At 72.0% G+C, this 17687-nt stretch carries 14 protein-coding genes and 1 pseudogene; 8 read left to right on the top strand and 7 right to left on the bottom strand.

Annotated elements, in window-relative coordinates; translation table 11 throughout:
• Positions 1 to 526: DUF6542 domain-containing protein (locus WDV06_RS25415; protein WP_395512095.1), on the bottom strand; the 526-nt coding region annotated here is incomplete at its 3' end.
• A 150-nt stretch (positions 527 to 676) separates the two neighbouring features.
• Between WDV06_RS25415 and ychF the strand changes: the two genes are divergently transcribed.
• Positions 677 to 1765 (top strand): redox-regulated ATPase YchF, encoded by a 1089-nt coding sequence (gene ychF / locus WDV06_RS25410; RefSeq protein WP_395512094.1) that lies wholly within the window; start codon positions 677 to 679, stop codon positions 1763 to 1765.
• Positions 1766 to 1956: 191 nt separating this feature from the next.
• On the opposite strand, the gene WDV06_RS25405 is transcribed toward ychF, so the two are convergent.
• Positions 1957 to 5460 (bottom strand): NB-ARC domain-containing protein, encoded by a 3504-nt coding sequence (locus tag WDV06_RS25405; protein WP_395512093.1) that lies wholly within the window; start codon positions 5458 to 5460, stop codon positions 1957 to 1959.
• Positions 5461 to 5690: 230 nt separating this feature from the next.
• Between WDV06_RS25405 and WDV06_RS25400 the strand changes: the two are divergent.
• Positions 5691 to 5783, top strand: a pseudogene (locus WDV06_RS25400) (type II toxin-antitoxin system YoeB family toxin); the annotation flags it as partial.
• Between the two features lie 100 nt (positions 5784 to 5883).
• Here WDV06_RS25400 and WDV06_RS25395 read toward each other — a convergent pair.
• Together WDV06_RS25395 and WDV06_RS25390 are read right to left on the bottom strand one after the other, a co-directional pair.
• Entirely contained in the window at positions 5884 to 6510 is a 627-nt protein-coding gene (locus WDV06_RS25395; RefSeq protein ID WP_395512092.1) for an HdeD family acid-resistance protein, read from the bottom strand.
• Positions 6511 to 6632: 122 nt separating this feature from the next.
• Entirely contained in the window at positions 6633 to 7607 is a 975-nt protein-coding gene (locus WDV06_RS25390; RefSeq protein ID WP_395512091.1) for an SMP-30/gluconolactonase/LRE family protein, read from the bottom strand.
• A 77-nt stretch (positions 7608 to 7684) separates the two neighbouring features.
• On the opposite strand from WDV06_RS25390, the gene WDV06_RS25385 reads away from it, so the two are divergent.
• The 4 genes from WDV06_RS25385 (at position 7685) to WDV06_RS25370 (ending at position 11470) form a co-directional block, all read left to right on the top strand.
• The gene (locus WDV06_RS25385; protein ID WP_395512090.1) at positions 7685 to 8122 is read left to right on the top strand and encodes a MarR family winged helix-turn-helix transcriptional regulator; all 438 of its coding nucleotides are present in this window, start codon (positions 7685 to 7687) and stop codon (positions 8120 to 8122) included.
• Between the two features lie 140 nt (positions 8123 to 8262).
• Positions 8263 to 9396, top strand: coding sequence for an alpha/beta hydrolase (locus WDV06_RS25380; protein WP_395512089.1), 1134 nt, complete (start codon positions 8263 to 8265; stop codon positions 9394 to 9396).
• A 194-nt stretch (positions 9397 to 9590) separates the two neighbouring features.
• On the top strand, positions 9591 to 10682 hold the full coding sequence (locus WDV06_RS25375; protein WP_395512088.1) for an alpha/beta hydrolase: 1092 nt from the start codon (positions 9591 to 9593) through the stop codon (positions 10680 to 10682).
• On the top strand, positions 10679 to 11470 hold the full coding sequence (locus tag WDV06_RS25370) for a trypsin-like serine peptidase (RefSeq protein WP_395512087.1): 792 nt from the start codon (positions 10679 to 10681) through the stop codon (positions 11468 to 11470). Before WDV06_RS25375 ends, WDV06_RS25370 begins: the two co-directional genes overlap by 4 nt.
• Before the next feature lie 55 nt (positions 11471 to 11525).
• On the opposite strand, the gene WDV06_RS25365 is transcribed toward WDV06_RS25370, so the two are convergent.
• From WDV06_RS25365 to WDV06_RS25355, 3 genes are all read right to left on the bottom strand, one after another.
• A complete protein-coding gene (locus WDV06_RS25365) occupies positions 11526 to 12467 on the bottom strand; it encodes an EamA family transporter (protein WP_395512086.1) in 942 nt (313 codons plus the stop codon).
• A 44-nt stretch (positions 12468 to 12511) separates the two neighbouring features.
• On the bottom strand, positions 12512 to 13321 hold the full coding sequence (locus tag WDV06_RS25360; RefSeq protein ID WP_395512085.1) for an isocitrate lyase/PEP mutase family protein: 810 nt from the start codon (positions 13319 to 13321) through the stop codon (positions 12512 to 12514).
• A 120-nt stretch (positions 13322 to 13441) separates the two neighbouring features.
• Complete coding sequence (locus WDV06_RS25355; protein ID WP_395512084.1) at positions 13442 to 14554, bottom strand: pyridoxal-phosphate dependent enzyme; 1113 nt, start codon at positions 14552 to 14554, stop codon at positions 13442 to 13444.
• Positions 14555 to 14786: 232 nt separating this feature from the next.
• Between WDV06_RS25355 and WDV06_RS25350 the strand changes: the two genes are divergently transcribed.
• Positions 14787 to 16364 (top strand): S8 family peptidase, encoded by a 1578-nt coding sequence (locus WDV06_RS25350; protein ID WP_395512083.1) that lies wholly within the window; start codon positions 14787 to 14789, stop codon positions 16362 to 16364.
• A 164-nt stretch (positions 16365 to 16528) separates the two neighbouring features.
• Positions 16529 to 17671 (top strand): DUF4190 domain-containing protein, encoded by a 1143-nt coding sequence (locus WDV06_RS25345; RefSeq protein WP_395512082.1) that lies wholly within the window; start codon positions 16529 to 16531, stop codon positions 17669 to 17671.
• Positions 17672 to 17687 lie beyond the last annotated feature (16 nt).

Here is a 17687-nt window from a genome sequence, read left to right as displayed (position 1 = left end):
CCGTAACCGCTGTCGTGGGCTGGGATATTTCTATAACAGCCAGCCCCCCCCCCCCGCCGGCCGGGCGGGCCGGGGCGCCCCGGCGGCGCCCGCTCAGCGCGGCCCGCCGCACCAGCGAGATCAGTCCGGCGACCAGCGTTCCCGCGTACAGCCACCCGGCGTGCAGGGACAGCGCCGACACCACCCCCATCAGCTCCCCGCCGAAGCCGCCGGAGCCGCCCGACACGGGCCACACTCCGGCGGCGAAGGCGATCGGCACGCACACCGGCGCGGTGATCAGGTCGGCCGGGCGCACCCACAGGGCGGTCGCGGCGGCCACCGGCTGGAACAGCAGCCCGTACGCGAACAGCGAGGAGTCGAAGAGCAGCCAGCAGATCCCGGCGACGAGCAGCATCGCCGCGCAGGCGAAGAGCCCGCCGCCGAGCCCGGTCAGCCGGGGCCGCGGCATCCGCCGGCCGGCGGGCGCGGGGGGCCGGGGGCGCCGCACCGCCGGGGCGGGCACCTGCGGGTGACGTACCGAACGCATCCTGTATCGCTCCACCCCACCAACCTAGGCGCGAGGCCCCGCCCAGCCCGCCCGGACACGCGTACAACGATGTGCGCTCATCGGGAAAGTAAACTGTCAGACGGCCCAGTCCGGGCCGCCGCCCCCACTCAGCTACGGGAAGTCGCCAACGTGTCGCTCACGATCGGAATCGTCGGCCTGCCGAATGTCGGCAAGTCGACCCTGTTCAACGCCCTGACCAAGAACGACGTACTGGCGGCCAACTACCCGTTCGCCACCATCGAGCCGAACATCGGCGTCGTCGGCGTCCCGGACAAGCGCCTCGCGGTCCTGGCCGGGATCTTCGGCTCGCAGCGCATCCTCCCGGCCACGGTCGACTTCGTCGACATCGCCGGCATCGTGCGCGGCGCCTCGGAGGGCGAGGGCCTGGGCAACAAGTTCCTCGCGAACATCCGCGAGTCCGACGCGATCTGCCAGGTCATCCGAGCCTTCAAGGACGAGAACGTCGTCCACGTCGACGGCAAGGTCTCGCCCAAGGACGACATCGAGACGATCAACACCGAGCTGATCCTCGCGGACCTCCAGTCCATCGAGAAGGCGATCCCCCGCCTGACGAAGGAGTCCCGCCTCCAGAAGGACAAGGTCGCGGTCCTGGCGGCGGCCGAGAAGGCCCAGAAGATCCTGGAGAACGGCGACACCCTCTTCTCCCAGGGCATCACCAAGGGCACGGAGCAGGGCGACCTCCTCCACGAGCTGCACCTGCTCACCACGAAGCCGTTCCTCTACGTCTTCAACGTCGACGAGGACGAGCTGACGGACGACGCCTTCAAGGCCGAGCAGTCCGCCCTGGTCGCCCCGGCCGAGGCCATCTTCCTCAACGCCAAGCTGGAGGCGGACCTCGCCGAGCTGGACGACGAGGAAGCCCTGGAGCTCCTCCAGTCGGTCGGCCAGGACGAGCCGGGCCTCGCCACCCTCGGCCGCGTCGGCTTCGCCACCCTGGGCCTCCAGACCTACCTGACGGCCGGCCCGAAGGAAACCCGCGCCTGGACCATCAAGCAGGGCGCCACGGCCCCCGAGGCGGCCGGCGTGATCCACACCGACTTCCAGCGCGGCTTCATCAAGGCCGAGGTCATCTCCTTCGCGGACCTGGTCGACTGCGGCTCGGTCGCCGAGGCCCGCGCGAAGGGCAAGGCCCGCATGGAGGGCAAGGACTACGTCATGCAGGACGGCGACGTGGTCGAGTTCCGCTTCAACGTGTAGTCATGCGCGTACTCTCTGTTAGCTGCTGAGTCAAGCGTGCACGTCAGAAGGGGTCGGGCTCTGTCGAGCCCGACCCCTTCGGCGTAGCCGTGTCGGGTGGGCGCTGGATGTTCTGACGCAGGGTCGGCATTTGATCAGGTGTCGTAAACAGTGGACCGGTGTCCCAGGTGAACGACCAGACCACCAGTTGCTCAGAAGGCGGTCGTGGCGAGGGCCGCCGTGGAAGCGATCTGCTGGGCGAAGGTCGCCACCGCCGCCATGTCCAGATGGGGGAGGACCTTGACGAGGTGCTCCTCCCAGTCCGGGCGGAAGTCGTACACGAGCAGGTGTCTCCCGCGGGGAGTGGTCGGACGGAAAGCGAACAGAGAGTCCACATCAGGTGCGGGGAAGACCACGGGGGTCAGGAAGGCCTCCCGCTCGTCGGCACCCGAGGGGAACCGGCCCTGGGCGAGTAGCAGGGCCGGGTCCACCAGGCGTGCGGCCTCCTCGCACCAGAGGGTGATGTGCCCGCGGACCTCGCCGGTGGGCGTGAGCGTCGGTTCGGACGCCTGATCCGGGAGGTCGAGGGGCACGCCGTCGAGGGTCACCTGGAGCGTGGTGGGGATCATGCGGCATGTCAGGCCCAGGGTGCGCGCCGCGGCGGTGACCGCCAGGGCGACGAAGGCGGGTGAGGGTGCCGTTCGCTCACCGAGGTGGTAGAAGGTGGCTCCGAGCAGGGCGTACAGCGAACGCGCGTCCGGCGGTGCCGCCCGGACCCAGGCCAGGACGTTCTTCCAGGGGAACGCGGAGATAGGGTGCGTCCCCTTGCCCCCCGATGGTCCAAGGGCGCAGCGAGGAGGCCCGTCCGTGATCGTCCGTTCCACGGGGTCGTCCTCCTCCCCGTCCCTTGCCAGGAACTCGCGCGTGGTGACCGCGAGCGGCACGTGGCCCTGCCCGGCCGCCTCGAACATCTCCAGGCTCTCGCGCATGAGGGCGCGCGATTGCTCCGGGTCGCCGCCGGGGTGCCCGAGCGTGTGCCGGGTCCAGGCCAGTACCGCGAACCTTTGCCGAACGTGGGCCAGTACGTCCGGTCCTGCTTCGGTGTGTGTCTTGAGTAGGGCCTCGGCCCTTTCAAGCAGGGACTCGGCGGCGTTCAGAATCCAGACGTCGGTGGGCGTTCCCTCCTCTTGCCGCTGGAGGCTGCCGGTCATCATGGCGTGGGCCATGTCCACCATCTGGTCCGCGTGATGACGCATGATCGTCACGGCTGCGTGTTCCGTGGGCTCCGGGATGCTAGCGGTGATGGCCAGGGCCTCCTCCAGGCGTCCCCTGGACGCCTTCACCATGGCGTCCAGGAACAGCAGCTCCGCGTTCGGCTCGTCGTCGGGGCCGATGAGCCCCTTGGCCACGTCGACCGTAATTGCCGCAGTGTCCCAGTTCTTGATCCATACGAGTGCCTGTGCCTGTTCCAGTCGGACCTTCAACTCGACCGGTGCGGCCACATCCTCGCGCCTCAGTACCGCCTCCAACCTCAAGGCCGCGCGGGCCACATCGGCGAAGCGGTCCGTCGCCACGGCCGCGCGCATGTCGGTGGCGTGGGCCAGAAGCAGGTGCTCCACTCCGTCGGGGCTGAGGGTGTCCAAGCCTTCAAACAGGGACCAGGCGGTCTGTGCCGCCTCTGCCGCCTCGTCGAACCTCTGCTGGTTCTGCAGGCACTGGGCCAGCGTGGTGGTCGTCGCCGCCCTCCGGTACACAGCGTCGTCCATCACGGCGTCGTCGAATTCGTCCACGACGGCCAACGCCTCGCGTAACAGGCTCTCACTGCGCGCTAGGTCACCGTGCACATTGGCGATAGCCCCTGCGGTGTTGGCCAGCAACGCGACGGTATTGCCGTCCACGCGGGCGCCCTCGCGCACGTGGTGTGCCACATGCACCGCGTGTTCGACCAGCGTCGCAGCCTCGGCCCACCGGTTCTGCCTCTGGCAGGCGACCAGCCGTGTCACCAACTCGTACTGGAAACGTCCGTACATCGACTCGACGGCTTCGCCGTCCATCAGGGCCCGGACGACCGCCTGCACGATCCGGTGGATCGCCAACATGCCGTCTTGGGGAGCGACCAGGGAGAATCTGCGCAGCTCCGCCACGGCACCGTAGACGGCGGTACCGATCGGCATGTCGAGTGCCGCGAGGTGCAGCGGGATGAAGTCCGGGGCGAGCAGGGCGCAACGGGCGAGCAGTTCGGCGGCGAGCTGCTGTTCGGACCCTTCGGGCGAGCGCAGCGCGTGGGACAGCACTCGTCCCACGCTGAGGGTCACCGCCGCCGTCAGCGTCACTCCCGCGAGGTAGTCGAAGGGGACGAAACCGGGGTTGTCCAGCAGCCGGGCCCGGCACTCCGAGAGCTCCGCCAGATAGACGTCCACCGGGCATGCGGTCGCGGCGATGTAACCGGTGGCCTGGGCGATCCCGAGCGGGATGCGTTCCACCGCGTCGACCAGTGCGGACACTTCGGGCTTGGACACTTGGGGCAGCCGTTCCGCTGCCCAGCGGGTGGCCTCCTCCCTGGCCATCCGGCCCACGACCAGCCCGCCTTCCGCCGTGGCCCAGGCCGAGTCGCGGGTGGTGACCAGCACGTGGGCGCCCTCGGCTGGCAGGAGTCCCTGGAGCTGCTCACGATTCGCGACGTTGTCGTAGACCAGCAGGGTCCTGGTGCCCAGATGCGCGAGACGGCGGCTGACACGCTCGATGATCTCTGCCTCGGTGGCGGGCTCGGCCTCCTGCTGCTCCTCGGCCACCAACTGCCGGTACGCGGCAATCACGTCCTCCCGGGTGTCGGACGGGATCCACCAGGCGAATTCGTACGCCTCCCGGTTCCGGTGGGCGTACAGGCGGGCGACGCTCGACTTGCCGATGCCGCCGAGCCCGGACACCACGACCCGTGCCGTCCCGGTGCCGGGCTCCTCGTCGAACAGCTTTCTCAGCGCGTTCAGTTCTTCCGTCCGCCCGTGCAGACCGGTAGCTGAGGGGACGCCCCGGAACAGGGTGCGGCGGCGGGGACCCGTAGAAGCGTCCAACCCGTGCCCTGGCGTGGTACGGCGCCCGTGCAGGAGTCCCGGGAGCTCATCCAGCCGGACCGTGCGCCGGTCGATCCGCCGTTCCCCGGACCACTGGAACAACTTCACGAACAACGCGTCTACGGTGGCGTCGATCTCGGTCGACGCCATGGCGGTGGGGGAGAGCCGTAGCAGTTCGACTCTGACTTCATCGAGGATCTGATCCCACGGGCCGATACGGGTGTTGATCTCTAGCCGGCGCATCAGCGCGTGGTCCTCGGCGGTGAGCGCGATCGAGGTTCCCAGGCCTTCGCACCCAGCCAGCCACTGCTCGGGATCGGGAAGAGCGCGGGCGCGATCCGCCGCGTCCCGGACGGCCTGCCCCGACGCCTGCACCGGTCCGTCGGAGAGGAACCGCAGCACGGCCGTACCGTCGGGATCGGCCTCGCCCCAGCGACGGGCGAGCCGCACCAGTTCCGGTCCCGACCAGGTGCGTGGCTCCACCCGGGTCTTCGCCTGGGCGAGCAGCAGCGGTCGCCCCCGCGCGTCCCTCACCTCGAAGTCGATGGCCTCGTCGGCGCCCTCCACCCGGAAGGTCTCCGCCTCCGGATACTGGTCCGGGGTGCGGATCAGCTGGAGAATTGCGCACGCCGTCTGGAACCCCATGCCCCGTGCCGTGTCGACTCCACCCATGTGGTGCATCCCCCTTGTCCTCGGCTCGCCCTCCAGCATGCAGGGAGCCACTGACAGCCCCCTGTCGCGAGCCATCAAATGCGTGCTACAGGTTCGGCCTTGCCTTCGAGCTACTGGGCGAGTGTCTCGATGTGGGAGGTCATGACGCCAACTGGTCCCGGCGCCAGAAGGTGGGCAGCGACCGCCAGGGCACCGAGTGGTCGTCGTGGTCGCGGCGGATCGACGACGAGCATCGCCTCGTCTACCTGGTGACGGAGAAGGAGATCATCGTCCTTGCGGCTCGGTACCGCTACTGACCGTCCGCGCTGGGATGGTGCGGGGAGGGGCCGCTCGCCGGAAGGGGGCGGGCTCCTTCGAGTCCAGGCCCCTTCCGCGTCACCGCTGTGTGCGCGCAGGTCAGAACGGTTCGGGTGTCTGGGCGGCCCGGGTGAGTCTGCGGGTGGTGGAGCGGAGGGCGAAGGCCATGACCAGTTCGAGCACGCCGATCAGGACCAGCCACAGGCCCAGCAGCCGGGTCAGGGCGACGGCGGAGTCCACCGGGAAGCAGAGCACCACGATTCCGGCGACGGCGATGAGGGCGCCCAGGCCGAAGCGCAGGCCGCGGTGGGCCAGGGTGCGGTCGGCGATCGCGACGTAGGCCGCGAGGACTCCGGTCAGCAGCCAGGAGACGCCGACGACCAGGGCGAGCAGGCCGACCGTCTGCATGGGGTGCCGCAGCACCAGGACGCCCGCCAGCAGGGCCAGCAGGGCGATCAGGACGCCCGCCAGCCTGCTGCCGCCCGACTCCCTGCCGTGCGAGAAGGCCGTGACGAAGCGGAAGCCGCCCGCCACCAGGAGCTGGAGTCCCAGGATCACGGCCAGGACGTGCAGGGTCTCGTCGGGCCAGACGAGGATCAGGATGCCTGGGATCAGGGTGGCGAGCGCGAGGCCCAGTGCCCAGTGCCATGAGCCCCCGAGCACCTTGAGGGTGTCCTCGGGGTCGGTGTGCGCGTACTGCGGTGACGCGCCGGGGGATGCGGTCATCGTGCCTCCCGGGCCGGCCGGGCGGCCCGCGGGGGCGCCGTGGAGCCGCCGGACGTGCCTTGCTGACTCTTGAAGCCATCTTAGGCCGCCGCGGGCCACCCCGCCGGTCGGTGAGGAGCCGGCTACAGGCCCCGGACCGAGGCGACCGTGAACGTCGTCGGGGTGCCCGTCGAGGGGGTCATCGGGCCGCCCTTGTCGAACTGGGACCGGACCACCAGGGTGCGGGCCGGGGTGTGGGCCAGGGTGGTGGGGATCTGGAGGGACGGGTCCGTGAGGGTGTGGAGCAGGCGGGCGCGGGTGCCGTCCGGGGTGAGCTGCCAGCGGGTCAGGGTGTTGGTGACGTTGTGGGCCGCCCGGAGGGTGCCGCCGGGGGAGAGGTCGAGGCCGTCGGCGGCCTTCAGGTCGCCGCCGGTGAGGGTGACCCGGCTGAAGGCGCCCGTGGCGAGGTCCACCCGGTGGAGCTCCCCGGCGGTCATGTCCACCGCCAGCAGGTAGCGGCCCGCCGCGTCGGAGGTGATGCCGTTGAGGGTGAGCTTGCCGGGCGGCGGCGGGGTGACCTGCCCGCTCAGGTCGTAGGCCGCCGTCAGGGCGCCCGAGCCGGCCCGCAGCCGGTCGGGGGTGACGCGGTAGATCACCGCGCGGACGCTGTCGGTCAGGTAGGCGGTGCCGTCCGGGGTGATGGTCAGGTCGTTGATGAAGTGCGGGGTGGCGGGATCCACCTCGAAGTGGGCCAGGCGGGTGCCGGTCGCGGTGTCGTAGACCGCGACGCCGACCGTGGAGTCGATGACCCACAGGCGGCCCCGGGCGTCGACGCGCAGGCCGTTGGCGGTGTGCCGGCCGTCGGTGCCGGAGGGCAGGAACACCTCGGCGCTGCGGGCGCCGGGGCGGGCGCGGTAGACGGTGCCGTCCGCGTACGAGCCCACGTACACCGTGCCGGTACGGGCGTCGGCCGCTATGCCCTCGGGGTAGACCTTCGCGCCGGGCAGGGTGAACGCCGTGGACACGCGGGCCTGGGCCGGGGCGGCGGCACCGGTGGTCAGGGCGGTGGTCAGGGCCAGGAGGGCGGCGGCGGGCAGGGCGTACGACAGCTTGCGCATAGGTGTGTCCTTCTGTCTGAGTGGGTTCGTAGAGTAATTAGGGTTCTAATACTTGGCAAGGGCCATAAGATGGCGCCATGACCTCCATGCCCGCCCAGGAGCGCATCGGGGCGCACCTCAAGCGCGCCGAGCAGGCCCTCCTCGCGGCGAAGACCACCGCCTGCAAGCCGGCCGCAGTAACGGTTCCGCAGTACGCGGCCCTGCTCTGGCTCGCCGAGAAGCCGGGCATCTCCGCCGCGGCCCTCGCCCGGCTCTGCGGGGTCACGGCGCCGACGATGAACACCGTGCTGAAGAACCTCCACGAGCGCGGCCTCGTCGAACGGACCCCGCACGAGTGGCACCGCAACGTGCTGGAGACCAGGCTCACCGCGGAGGGGCGCGCCGCGATGGAGCTCGCGGACGAGGGCGCCGTCCGCGTGGAGAGGGCGCTCGCCGACGCCCTTACGTCCGAGGAGCGCGACCAGCTCATCGCCCTGCTGGGGCGGTGCGCGGAGGTGCTCGACGCGTTGAAGTGAGCGGGTCGCCATCCGAAGTTCCCGCCACGTTTTTGCCGGGATTTGGAACTATCCGCAGAATTCGCTCATCAGGACTAACCAAGGGGATGTCCGCCCGCGCCGCCCGTGCCCGGGCGGCCGAGACCGTTCGGAGCGAGTTCGTGCACCAGTACCCTCAGCAGCCGTCCGACCGCGAGCCCGAGCGGGCCGGGGGTCGCAGGACGTCACGGCGCGCGAGATGGATCGGCGCGGGCGTCGTCGGCGCGCTGCTGCTCGGCGGCGGGGGCTTCGCCGCGTACGAGAACGAGTGGTTCGACGGCAACGGCCAGGCCGTCAGCTTCGGCAAGAACCACGCGCCCGCCGCCACCGGCACGGACGGCGGCCCGGCGAAGAAGGGTCCCACCCCCGCCGCCCCGCCCACGCCCGCCGGCGACCCGGACGTGCAGCTGCCCGCCGGCCCGCGGTCCGAGTTCAAGCAGACCACCAAGCTCGACGACGGCACGATCATCGCCAAGACCCGCCTCGCGGGGCCGAAGTCCGGCTTCGAGGGGGACGTCTGGGTGTGGGCCCCCAAGGAGTACGACGACCCGAAGTACGCCAAGAGCGCCTTCCCGGTCCTCATCGCCCTCCCGGGCGGCAACGGTTTCCCGGCCAACTACTGGTCCGACCGGAGCCTCGGCCTCCAGAAGGCCATCAGCGAGGGGGTCCAGGCCGGGACCAGCCTGCCCTTCGTCGTGATCATGCCGGTGCTCAACCCGGACAACAAGTACTACTACGACGGCTCCGACATACCCGGCCAGCCCAGGATGGGCACCTGGATCGCCGAGGACGTCCCGGACTTCGCCCGCGCCAACTTCCGCACGTACAAGTCCCGCGACGGCTGGGCCTTCATGGGCTCCTCCTCCGGCGCCTTCGTCGGCATGAAGACGCTCCTGCAGTACCCGGACCGCTTCAAGGCGGTGATCGCCAGCGGTGGCGAGATCGTGCCGGACTCCCCGCTGTGGAAGGGCCACCAGGCGGAGATGGACGCGAACAACCCCGAGAAGCTCGCCGACCGGCTGATCAAGGCGGGCGGCCCGGACGTCTACATCAACTTCCAGATCGGGACCAGGGAGTCCGGCAAGGACCGGATGACGAAGTTCGTCCAGCAGTACGGCCAGGGTCCCGTGAAGACGACCATCCGGGACATCCAGAACGGCGAGCACAACGGCTGGCACTACGTGCGCGGCATGAAGGAGGGCTCGCTGGAGTGGGTCAGCAAGGTGCTGAAGGGCCCCAGGCCCGAGGCCGGCTGACCCGGCCCCCCGTTCCCGCCCGGACGCCGCCGCACGAGGCGTCCGTACAGGCGTCCGCCACGTGGCCCTCGCCACGTCGCCCCGGTCCCAGGCAACCCCTACGGTCGTTGAAACCTCTGTAGAAGCGATAAGGGGGACCTATCGGTCCGACCCGCGCCCAACCGGGGCGCCGGAGAAGGAACGGGAACGAATCCGTGCAGTATGACCAGCAAGGCGACGACGGCGGCCCCACCACCGGGGGCGGCCGTCGTCCCGCCCGCCGCCCGCGCAAGCGCCGGATCCTGATCGCCGGCGGCCTGGCCCTCGTCCTCGCCGCCGGGGGCGGCGCGGCGTACGAGGCCGGCCTCTTCTCCGACCTGGGGGATCCCGTCTCCTTCGGGAAGATCCAGGAGTCGGCGACCGCCGAGGACATCCGCCCGGGGGTGCTGATGCCCACCGGCCCCAAGTCCGACTTCGTGCGCACCAGCCGCCTCCCGGACGGCACGCAGATCGCGATGACCACCCTGACCGGCAAGAAGTCCGGTTTCACGGGTGACGTGTGGGTCTGGGTCCCGAAGGAGTACGACGAGCCGAGGTACGCCAAGAGCGGCTTCCCGGTGCTGATCTCCCTGCCCGGCGGCCGCGGCTACCCGAAGAACTACTGGGGCACGGGCCCCGGGCTCGGCCTCCAGCAGGCCGTGATCGACGGGGTCAAGAACGGCACCAGCCTGCCGTTCATCCTGGTCATGCCGGTGATCAACGCCGACACCAAGCACCACTACGACGGCTCCGACATCCCCGGCCAGCCCAAGATGGGCACCTGGATGGCCGATGACATCCCGGATTTCACGAAGGCCAATTTCCGCACCTTCACCTCCCGCGACGGCTGGGCCTTCATGGGCTCCTCCTCGGGCGGGTTCGGCGCCTTCAAGGACGTGCTGAAGTTCCCCGACCGCTTCAAAGCGGTCATCGCCAGCGGCGTCGACTTCGTTCCCGACTCCCCGCTGTGGAAGGGGAACCGGCAGGCCATGGACGAGAACAACCCCGAGAAGCTGGCCGAGAAGCTGATCAGGGAGGGCGGCCCCGACGTGTACGTCAACTTCCAGATCGGCACCAAGGAGAGCGGCCGGGACCTCGCCGAGAAGTTCATGAAGGAGTACGGGAAGGGCCCCGTGCACACCCGGCTCCAGGTGATCCAGGATGGTGAGCACAACGGAAAATCGTACGTACGTGGTATGAGGGAGGGCTCCCTGGAGTGGATCAGCAAGGTGATGCAGGCACCGACACCCGACCCCGGCGTGCGATGAGCCAGGTGGTGAAGGGGGCGACGGCGGCGGCCGCCGCCGCGGGGATCGTGGCGGCGTGCGCCGTCGTCCTCCTCGGCGCGTCCGGCGAGAAGCCCGTGCACCCCTTCCCCACCGTCGGCGTGCTCATGGCGAACGGCGAGCACTGGTGCACGGCCAGCGTGGTCGACAGCCCGCACGGCAACGTCGTCGCCACCGCCGCGCACTGCGTCGCCCCCGCCGGGGAGGACGGCCGGCCGGGCGAGGTGGCGCACGACGGTCTCGCCATCGGCGAGCTCTCCTTCGCGCCCGCCTTCTCCGGCGAGGGCTCGGGCACCCAGCCCCTCGGGGTGTGGAAGGTCCGCTCGATCCACGTGGACGAGCGCTGGACGAAATGGGGCGACGAGACCGCCGACTTCGCCTTCCTCACCGTCGAACCGGACAGGGAGGGGCGCAGCCTCCAGCAGCGGGTCGGCCAGGGCGAGGCGCCCAAGCCGGACTGGACCTCGGGGTACGAGCGCGAGGTCACCGTCGTCGGCTACCCGGAATCCGACCACAACCCGCAGAACAAGCCGGTCTCCTGCACCACCCAGACCCGCCACGACACCGACGACCCGGACATGCTGTACATCAGCTGCGCGGGCTTCTGGACGGGCACCAGCGGCAGCCCCTGGATCGCCGACCGCGGCGGCACCGGCCAGCCGGGACGGCTCATCGGGGTGCTCAGCGGCGGGGACACCGACGTGGACTCCACGGCGGCCCTGTACGACGAACGGGCCAAGGCCCTCTACGAAGCCGCCGCCCGAGGCTGAGCGGGGCCGGGCGACCGGCGTCCGAGCCGGGCCGGCGGACGGGCCGGGACCGCCGCTACGTCCGGCGCTCGGTGCTGACGATCACACCCACCGCCACCACCACGATCGCGCCGCCGAGCACGATCGGCAGCGTCAGCGGCTCGTCCAGGACCAGCGCGCCCAGCGCCACGGCCACCACCGGGTTGACGTACGCGTACGTGGCCACCAGCGACAGCGGCGCCGCCTGGAGCAGCCACGCGTACGCGGTGAACCCGACGACCGAACCGATCAGCACCAGGTAGCCCAGGGCCAGCCACGCGGCCGTGGAGAAGGACCCGGGGTCCAGACCGCGCTGCTCCCCGCGCGCCAGCCCGACCAGCACCTGCGACGCGCCGCCCCACAGCATCTGGTACGCGCTGCCCGTGAAGGGGTTGCCCGGCAGCGGCAGCCGCCCCGCCGAGAAGGACCCCAGCGACCAGGCGACCGAACCCGCCACGACGAGCAGGACGCCCGACAGCCGGACCTCCCCGCTGAGCCCCGGGCTGGTCAGCACCGCCAGCCCCGCGAGCCCCACCAGTACCCCGAGCAGGGTGCGCAGGGGCGGCCGGTCCCCGGTGACCGCCCGCAGCACCACCACCCACATCGGCACCGACGCCACCAGCAGCGCGGCCAGCCCCGACGGCACCGAGGTCTCGGCCAGCACGACCAGGCCGTTGCCGCCGAGCACCAGCAGCAGGCCGACCACCAGCGTCGAACGGAGCTGCGCGCCGGTGACGCGCAGCGCGGCCGGCCCGTACCGCCAGGCGACGACGCCGGCCAGGATCAGGCCGGCGGTGAGGAAGCGGGCCCCCGCGGAGAGGAACGGCGGCATGGTCTGGACGACGATCCGGATTCCGAGGTAGGTCGAACCCCAGACGACGTACACCACGGCGAGGGCGGTCCAGACGGCGCCGCCGGTCCCGCGGCGGGCGGTGCCGGCCGCCGCCCCCTTCGGCTTCGCCGGTATCGAGGTGCTCATGGCCGGATCCTACGGTCGGTGGCGCATGCACGCTTCTCGGTTTCTCACCCCTTGAGCAGGGAGTTCACCTCTCCGTAGGGGAGGGAGCCGGCGAGGGAGGCGTAGGTGCCGCCGCCGAGCAGTTCCTCGGTGGCGCGGCGGGCGACGGCGTAGGCGGCCTCAGCCACCCAGGACCCGAGGCTGACGCGGGCCACGCCCAGGGCGCCGAGCTCGGCGACGGAGGGGGCGCCGGGGCCGACGAGGACGTTCAGCGGGGCGTCGATGCCCCGGGCGAGCTCCGCGATGACGGCGGGGTCGGTGACCCCGGGCACGAAGATGCCGGTGGCGCCGGCGGCGAGGTAGGCGGAGGCGCGGGCGAGGGTCTCGTCGAGGCGGGTGGCGCTCTCGCCGAGGCCGAAGAGGTAGGTGTCCACGCGGGCGTTGATGTACAGCGGGACCCCGGCGGCGTCGGCGGCGGCACGGGCGGCGGCCAGGCGCTCGGCGTGCTCGGCGGGTGCGCGGGTGCCGTCCTCGATGTTGACGCCGACCGCGCCGGCGGCCAGGACGCCGGCGACGGTCTCCCCGACCCCGGCGGCGTCGGCGGCGAAGCCACCCTCGATGTCGGCGGTGACGGGGACGGAGACGGCGCCGGCCACGCGGGCGATCAGGTCCAGCGCCCGGTCCCGCGCGAGGGCGTCACCGTCGGGCGCCCCGAGCGACCAGGCGACGCCGGCGCTGGTGGTGGCCACGGCCGGGGCGCCGGCGGCCTCCACGATGCGGGCGCTGGCGACGTCCCAGGCGTTGGCGAGGGGGAGGGGGGCGGCCGGGGTGTGCAGGGCGGTGAAGGCGGTGGCCTTCGCAAGTGCGGTGGTCATGGGGTCAGTCCAGCAGACCGGGGCGCCGGGGGCTGGCGGTTTTCCGACGGGAACGCGTGGGGCGGCGGTGCGGGTGGGTGCCCCCGCGCGGTGCCGCATCCCCTCGAACACCGACAGGCCCTAAGGGGCCAGGCCGGACTTGGCGCCCGCGCCGCACAGGGGGATGACCGCCGTGCGGCCGTGCAGGGGGTCGGACGGGGCGCCCGGCCCCACCGCCGCCCAGCACGCCGCGGCGGTCGGCTCGACGAACAGCCCCCGCCGGGCCAGCTCCCGCTGGGCCTCGCGGACCCGTGCGTCCGGGACCGTCAGGATCGTGCCGCCCGACTTCCGGACCGCCGCCAGGATCTGGCGGGCCCGCGGCGGCGCCGGGATCGCGATGCCCTCGGCGAGGGTCGGCCGCTGCTCCACCGGCTCCGCCTCCTCCGCACCCGACGCGAAGGCCGCCGCCAGCGGCGACACCGCCTCCGCCTGGACCCCGACCAGCACGGGCGCCCGTACGCCCCGCCGGCCCAGCTCCGCCACGGCCAGCGCCGCGCCCAGCAGCAGCGTGCCGTTGCCGACGGGGACCACGAGCACCTCGGGGAGGCGGCCGCCGAGCGCCTCCCAGATCTCGTACACGTACGTCTTGGTGCCGTGCAGGAAGTAGGGGTTGAACACGTGGCTCGCGTAGAAGACGCCCGGCTCGTCCGCCGCCGCCCGCGCGGCCTCCGCCGCGGCCTCGCGGCCGCCCGGCACGACCCGTACGGCCGCCCCGTGCGCCCGCATCTGCCCGGTCTTCTTCTCCGAGGTGCCCTCGGGCACGAAAACTTCACAACTCAGCCCGGCCCGGGCGCAGTAGGCCGCCACGGAGGTCCCCGCGTTCCCGCTGCTGTCCGCGACCACCCGCTCCGGACCCAGCCGCCGGGCCAGTTCCGCGAGCATCACCGCGCCCCGGTCCTTGAAGGACAGGGTCGGCATCAGGTAGTCGAGCTTGGCGTGAACACGTTCCCCGAGCGGCAGCATCGGGGTGTGCCCCTCGGACAGGGTGACCGAGAACGCCCCCGGCAGCGGCAGCGCCGACGCGTACCGCCACAGGGAGTGGGGACCCGCCGAGGGCTCCAGCGCGATGGCCGGATCGGGCGCGAAGTCCAGGTCCCACGGGCCGCCGCAGACCGGGCAGCACCAGGGCGCGGTCCGCACGTCCGCGCTCGTGCCGTCCTCGGGGCAGAGGTAACCGGGAAGTGCGTGCGTCATGTGCGGAGCACCTTTGCTCGTTCATGGCCGTCGTATGGCACGGATGTTACGCGTCCCTGGGGCTCTTGTGGGATGACGCACGGGTGGGCCAACCTTTTTGCGACGACGGCCCGTTGGGCGCAAGGGATTGTCATGTGCATGACCATCCTCCTCGGAATGTGTGATTCCGTACGCCCGCCGCCGCCGGCCCGCACCCCCCACGCAGCGCACCCCTATGAGGAGGACCCCTCACATGTCCGTGATGCGTCACACCCGCCGGAAGACCGCCGGCATCGCGACCGCCGTCGTGGCCCTCGCGCTCGGCGCGGCCGCCGCCTTACCCGCCTCGGCCGCGTCCGCCGCCGGCGGCGGCGCGCAGGGCGTCATCGAGAACGCAGGCGTCGCCGGGGCCGTGCCCGGCAGCTACATCGTCACCCTGAAGGACTCCGCCGCCCGCTCCACCGCCGACAGCGGCAAGGCCGTCGCCAAGCGCTACGGCGCGAAGATCGACCGGACCTACAGCGCCGCCCTCAACGGCTACTCCGTCGAGGTCTCCGAGGCGCAGGCGAAGAAGCTCGCGGCCGACCCGGCCGTCGCGTCGGTCGTGCAGAACCGCACCTTCACCGTCGACGCCACCCAGCCCAGCCCGCCGTCCTGGGGCCTGGACCGCATCGACCAGCGCGCACTCCCGCTGGACCAGAGCTACACCTACCCGGACAAGGCCGGCGAGGGGGTGACGGCGTACATCATCGACACCGGCGTCCGCATCACCCACCAGGACCTGGCCGGGCGCGCCTCCTACGGCTACGACGCCATCGACAACGACAACACCGCCCAGGACGGCCACGGCCACGGCACCCACGTCGCCGGCACCGTCGCCGGCAGCAGCTACGGCGTCGCCAAGAAGGCGAAGATCGTCGGCGTGCGCGTGCTCGACAACAACGGCTCCGGCACGACCGCCCAGGTGGTCGCGGGCATCGACTGGGTGACCCGCAACGCCGTCAAGCCCGCCGTGGCCAACATGTCGCTCGGCGGCGGGGCCGACTCGGCGCTCGACACCGCCGTGCGCAACTCCATCGCGTCGGGCATCACCTACGGCGTCGCGGCCGGCAACGAGTCCACCGACGCCTCCACCAAGTCCCCGGCCCGCGTGGCCGAGGCCATCACCGTCGGCGCGACCACGAACACCGACGCCAAGGCGAGCTACTCCAACTACGGCTCCGTCCTGGACATCTTCGCCCCGGGCTCCTCCATCACCTCCTCGTGGGGCACGGGCGACACGGCGACGAACACCATCTCCGGCACCTCGATGGCCACCCCGCACGTCGTGGGCGCGGCCGCCCTCTACCTCTCGCAGAACCCGTCGGCCACCCCCGCGCAGGTGCGTGACGGCCTGGTCGCGGCGGCCACCCCGAACGTGGTGACGGGGCCGGGAACCGGCTCCCCCAACCGGCTGCTGAACGTGGGCGCCGGCACCACCCCGCCGAGCGGCCCGCGCTTCGAGAACACCGCCGACTACGCGATCAACGACAACGCGACGGTCGAGTCCCCGATCACCGTCAGCGGGGTCTCCGGCAACGCCCCGGCCACGCTGGGCGTTTCGGTGGACATCAAGCACACCTACATCGGTGACCTGAAGGTCGACCTGGTCGCCCCCGACGGCACCCTCTACAACCTGCACAACCGCAGCGGCGGCAGCGCGGACGACATCGTCAGGACCGTCACGGTCAACGCCTCCTCCGAGGTGGCCAACGGCGTCTGGAAGCTGCGGGTGAGCGACAACGCGGCCGCCGACACCGGCAAGATCGACTCCTGGGCGCTGCAGTTCTGACCCGCCGGGGCCGAAGGGGCGTGACACCGGGCGCGACCGCCCGGTGAAAGCGGGGGCGACCGGACACCGGGTCGCCCCCGCTGCGTACTATTTCGGGCAGCCTTCGCGTGAGGTCGTACACGCGCAGCCGTTTCGAGCCCCCCTGTGATGGAGCACCTCACGCTGTGAGCACCCCGCCCCCGCAACCTCCCCGCCCCGCCGGCCCCGGCCCCTCCTGGCCGCCGCCGCAGCAGCCGGGCTGGGGACCGCCGCCGGGGCCCGCGGGGCCGCCCGCGCTCAACGGGTTCGCCCTCGCCTCCCTGCTGGTGGGGCTGCTCTGCTTCCCGCCGCTCGGGGTGGTCTTCGGCCTGGTGGCGCTGGTGCAGATCCGGCGCAGGCGCGAGCGGGGCAGGGCGCTGGCGGTCGTCGGCCTGGCGGTCTCCCTGACGACGTCGGCGGTGCTGCTCTACGGGGTGGCCGGCTACGCCCGGCCGTTCCTGGAGCGCCTGGCCTCGCGGCCGGAGCCGGAGCGGGTGGAGGGCCAGCTGACCGACATGGGCCTGCTGCGCGCGGGCGACTGCTTCAACGTCCCCGGCGGGGACCTGCTCGACGAGACCCCCTTCACCTACCGGACCGACTGCGCGCAGGTCCACGACGCCGAGGTGACCTCCGCGACGACGCTCGGCCCGGGGCCCTTCCCGGGCGCCTCGAAGCTCAAGGACACGGCCACGGAGGCGTGCTGGAAGGCGCAGGACGCGTACGCGATGGACACCTGGGCCCTGCCCGATTACGCGGAGATGTACTACTTCGCGCCCACCCGGGAGGCCTGGCGGGCCGGCGACCGGCGGCTGACGTGCGTGATCGGCACCTCGGGGCAGGAACACAAGGGGAGCCTGCGCAAGGACGCGGGGATGCTGACGGCCGACCAGGTCTCCCTGCTGACCGCCCTGAACGGGGCGGACGGGGCGCTGGGGCGCGCCCCGGAGCGGGAGCTCGACGAGGCGCTGCCGGAGTACCGGGCGTGGGCGCGGGAGGTCGACGGCGCGCTGGCCGCGGAGGAGCGGATGCTCGGCGAGGCGGTCGCGGCGCATCCGGAGGCGGGGGCCCGGCTGAAGGAACTGGCGGTGGCCCGCGGTGCGTGGCAGCGCGCGGCGCGGGCGGTCCGGCCGGCCGACTTCGAGCGGGCGCGGGAGGAGGCGGAGGGCGCGCTGACGACCGGCACGGAGAAGGCGTTGCGGGGCGCGTACGGACTGGCGACCCGGGTTCCGGAGTGGCTGGAGGAGAGCCCTTCGGGGCCGGGGCGGGGGCCCTCCTCCGACGCGGCCTGAAGGCCCAGGGGGTAAC

It is taken from the genome of Streptomyces racemochromogenes (genome assembly GCF_044129415.1).
In the GTDB taxonomy this organism is placed as follows: Bacteria; Actinomycetota; Actinomycetes; order Streptomycetales; family Streptomycetaceae; genus Streptomyces; species Streptomyces racemochromogenes_A.
Note: the sequence above shows the minus strand (reverse complement) of the source record. Positions and strands in the feature narration are given on the sequence as shown.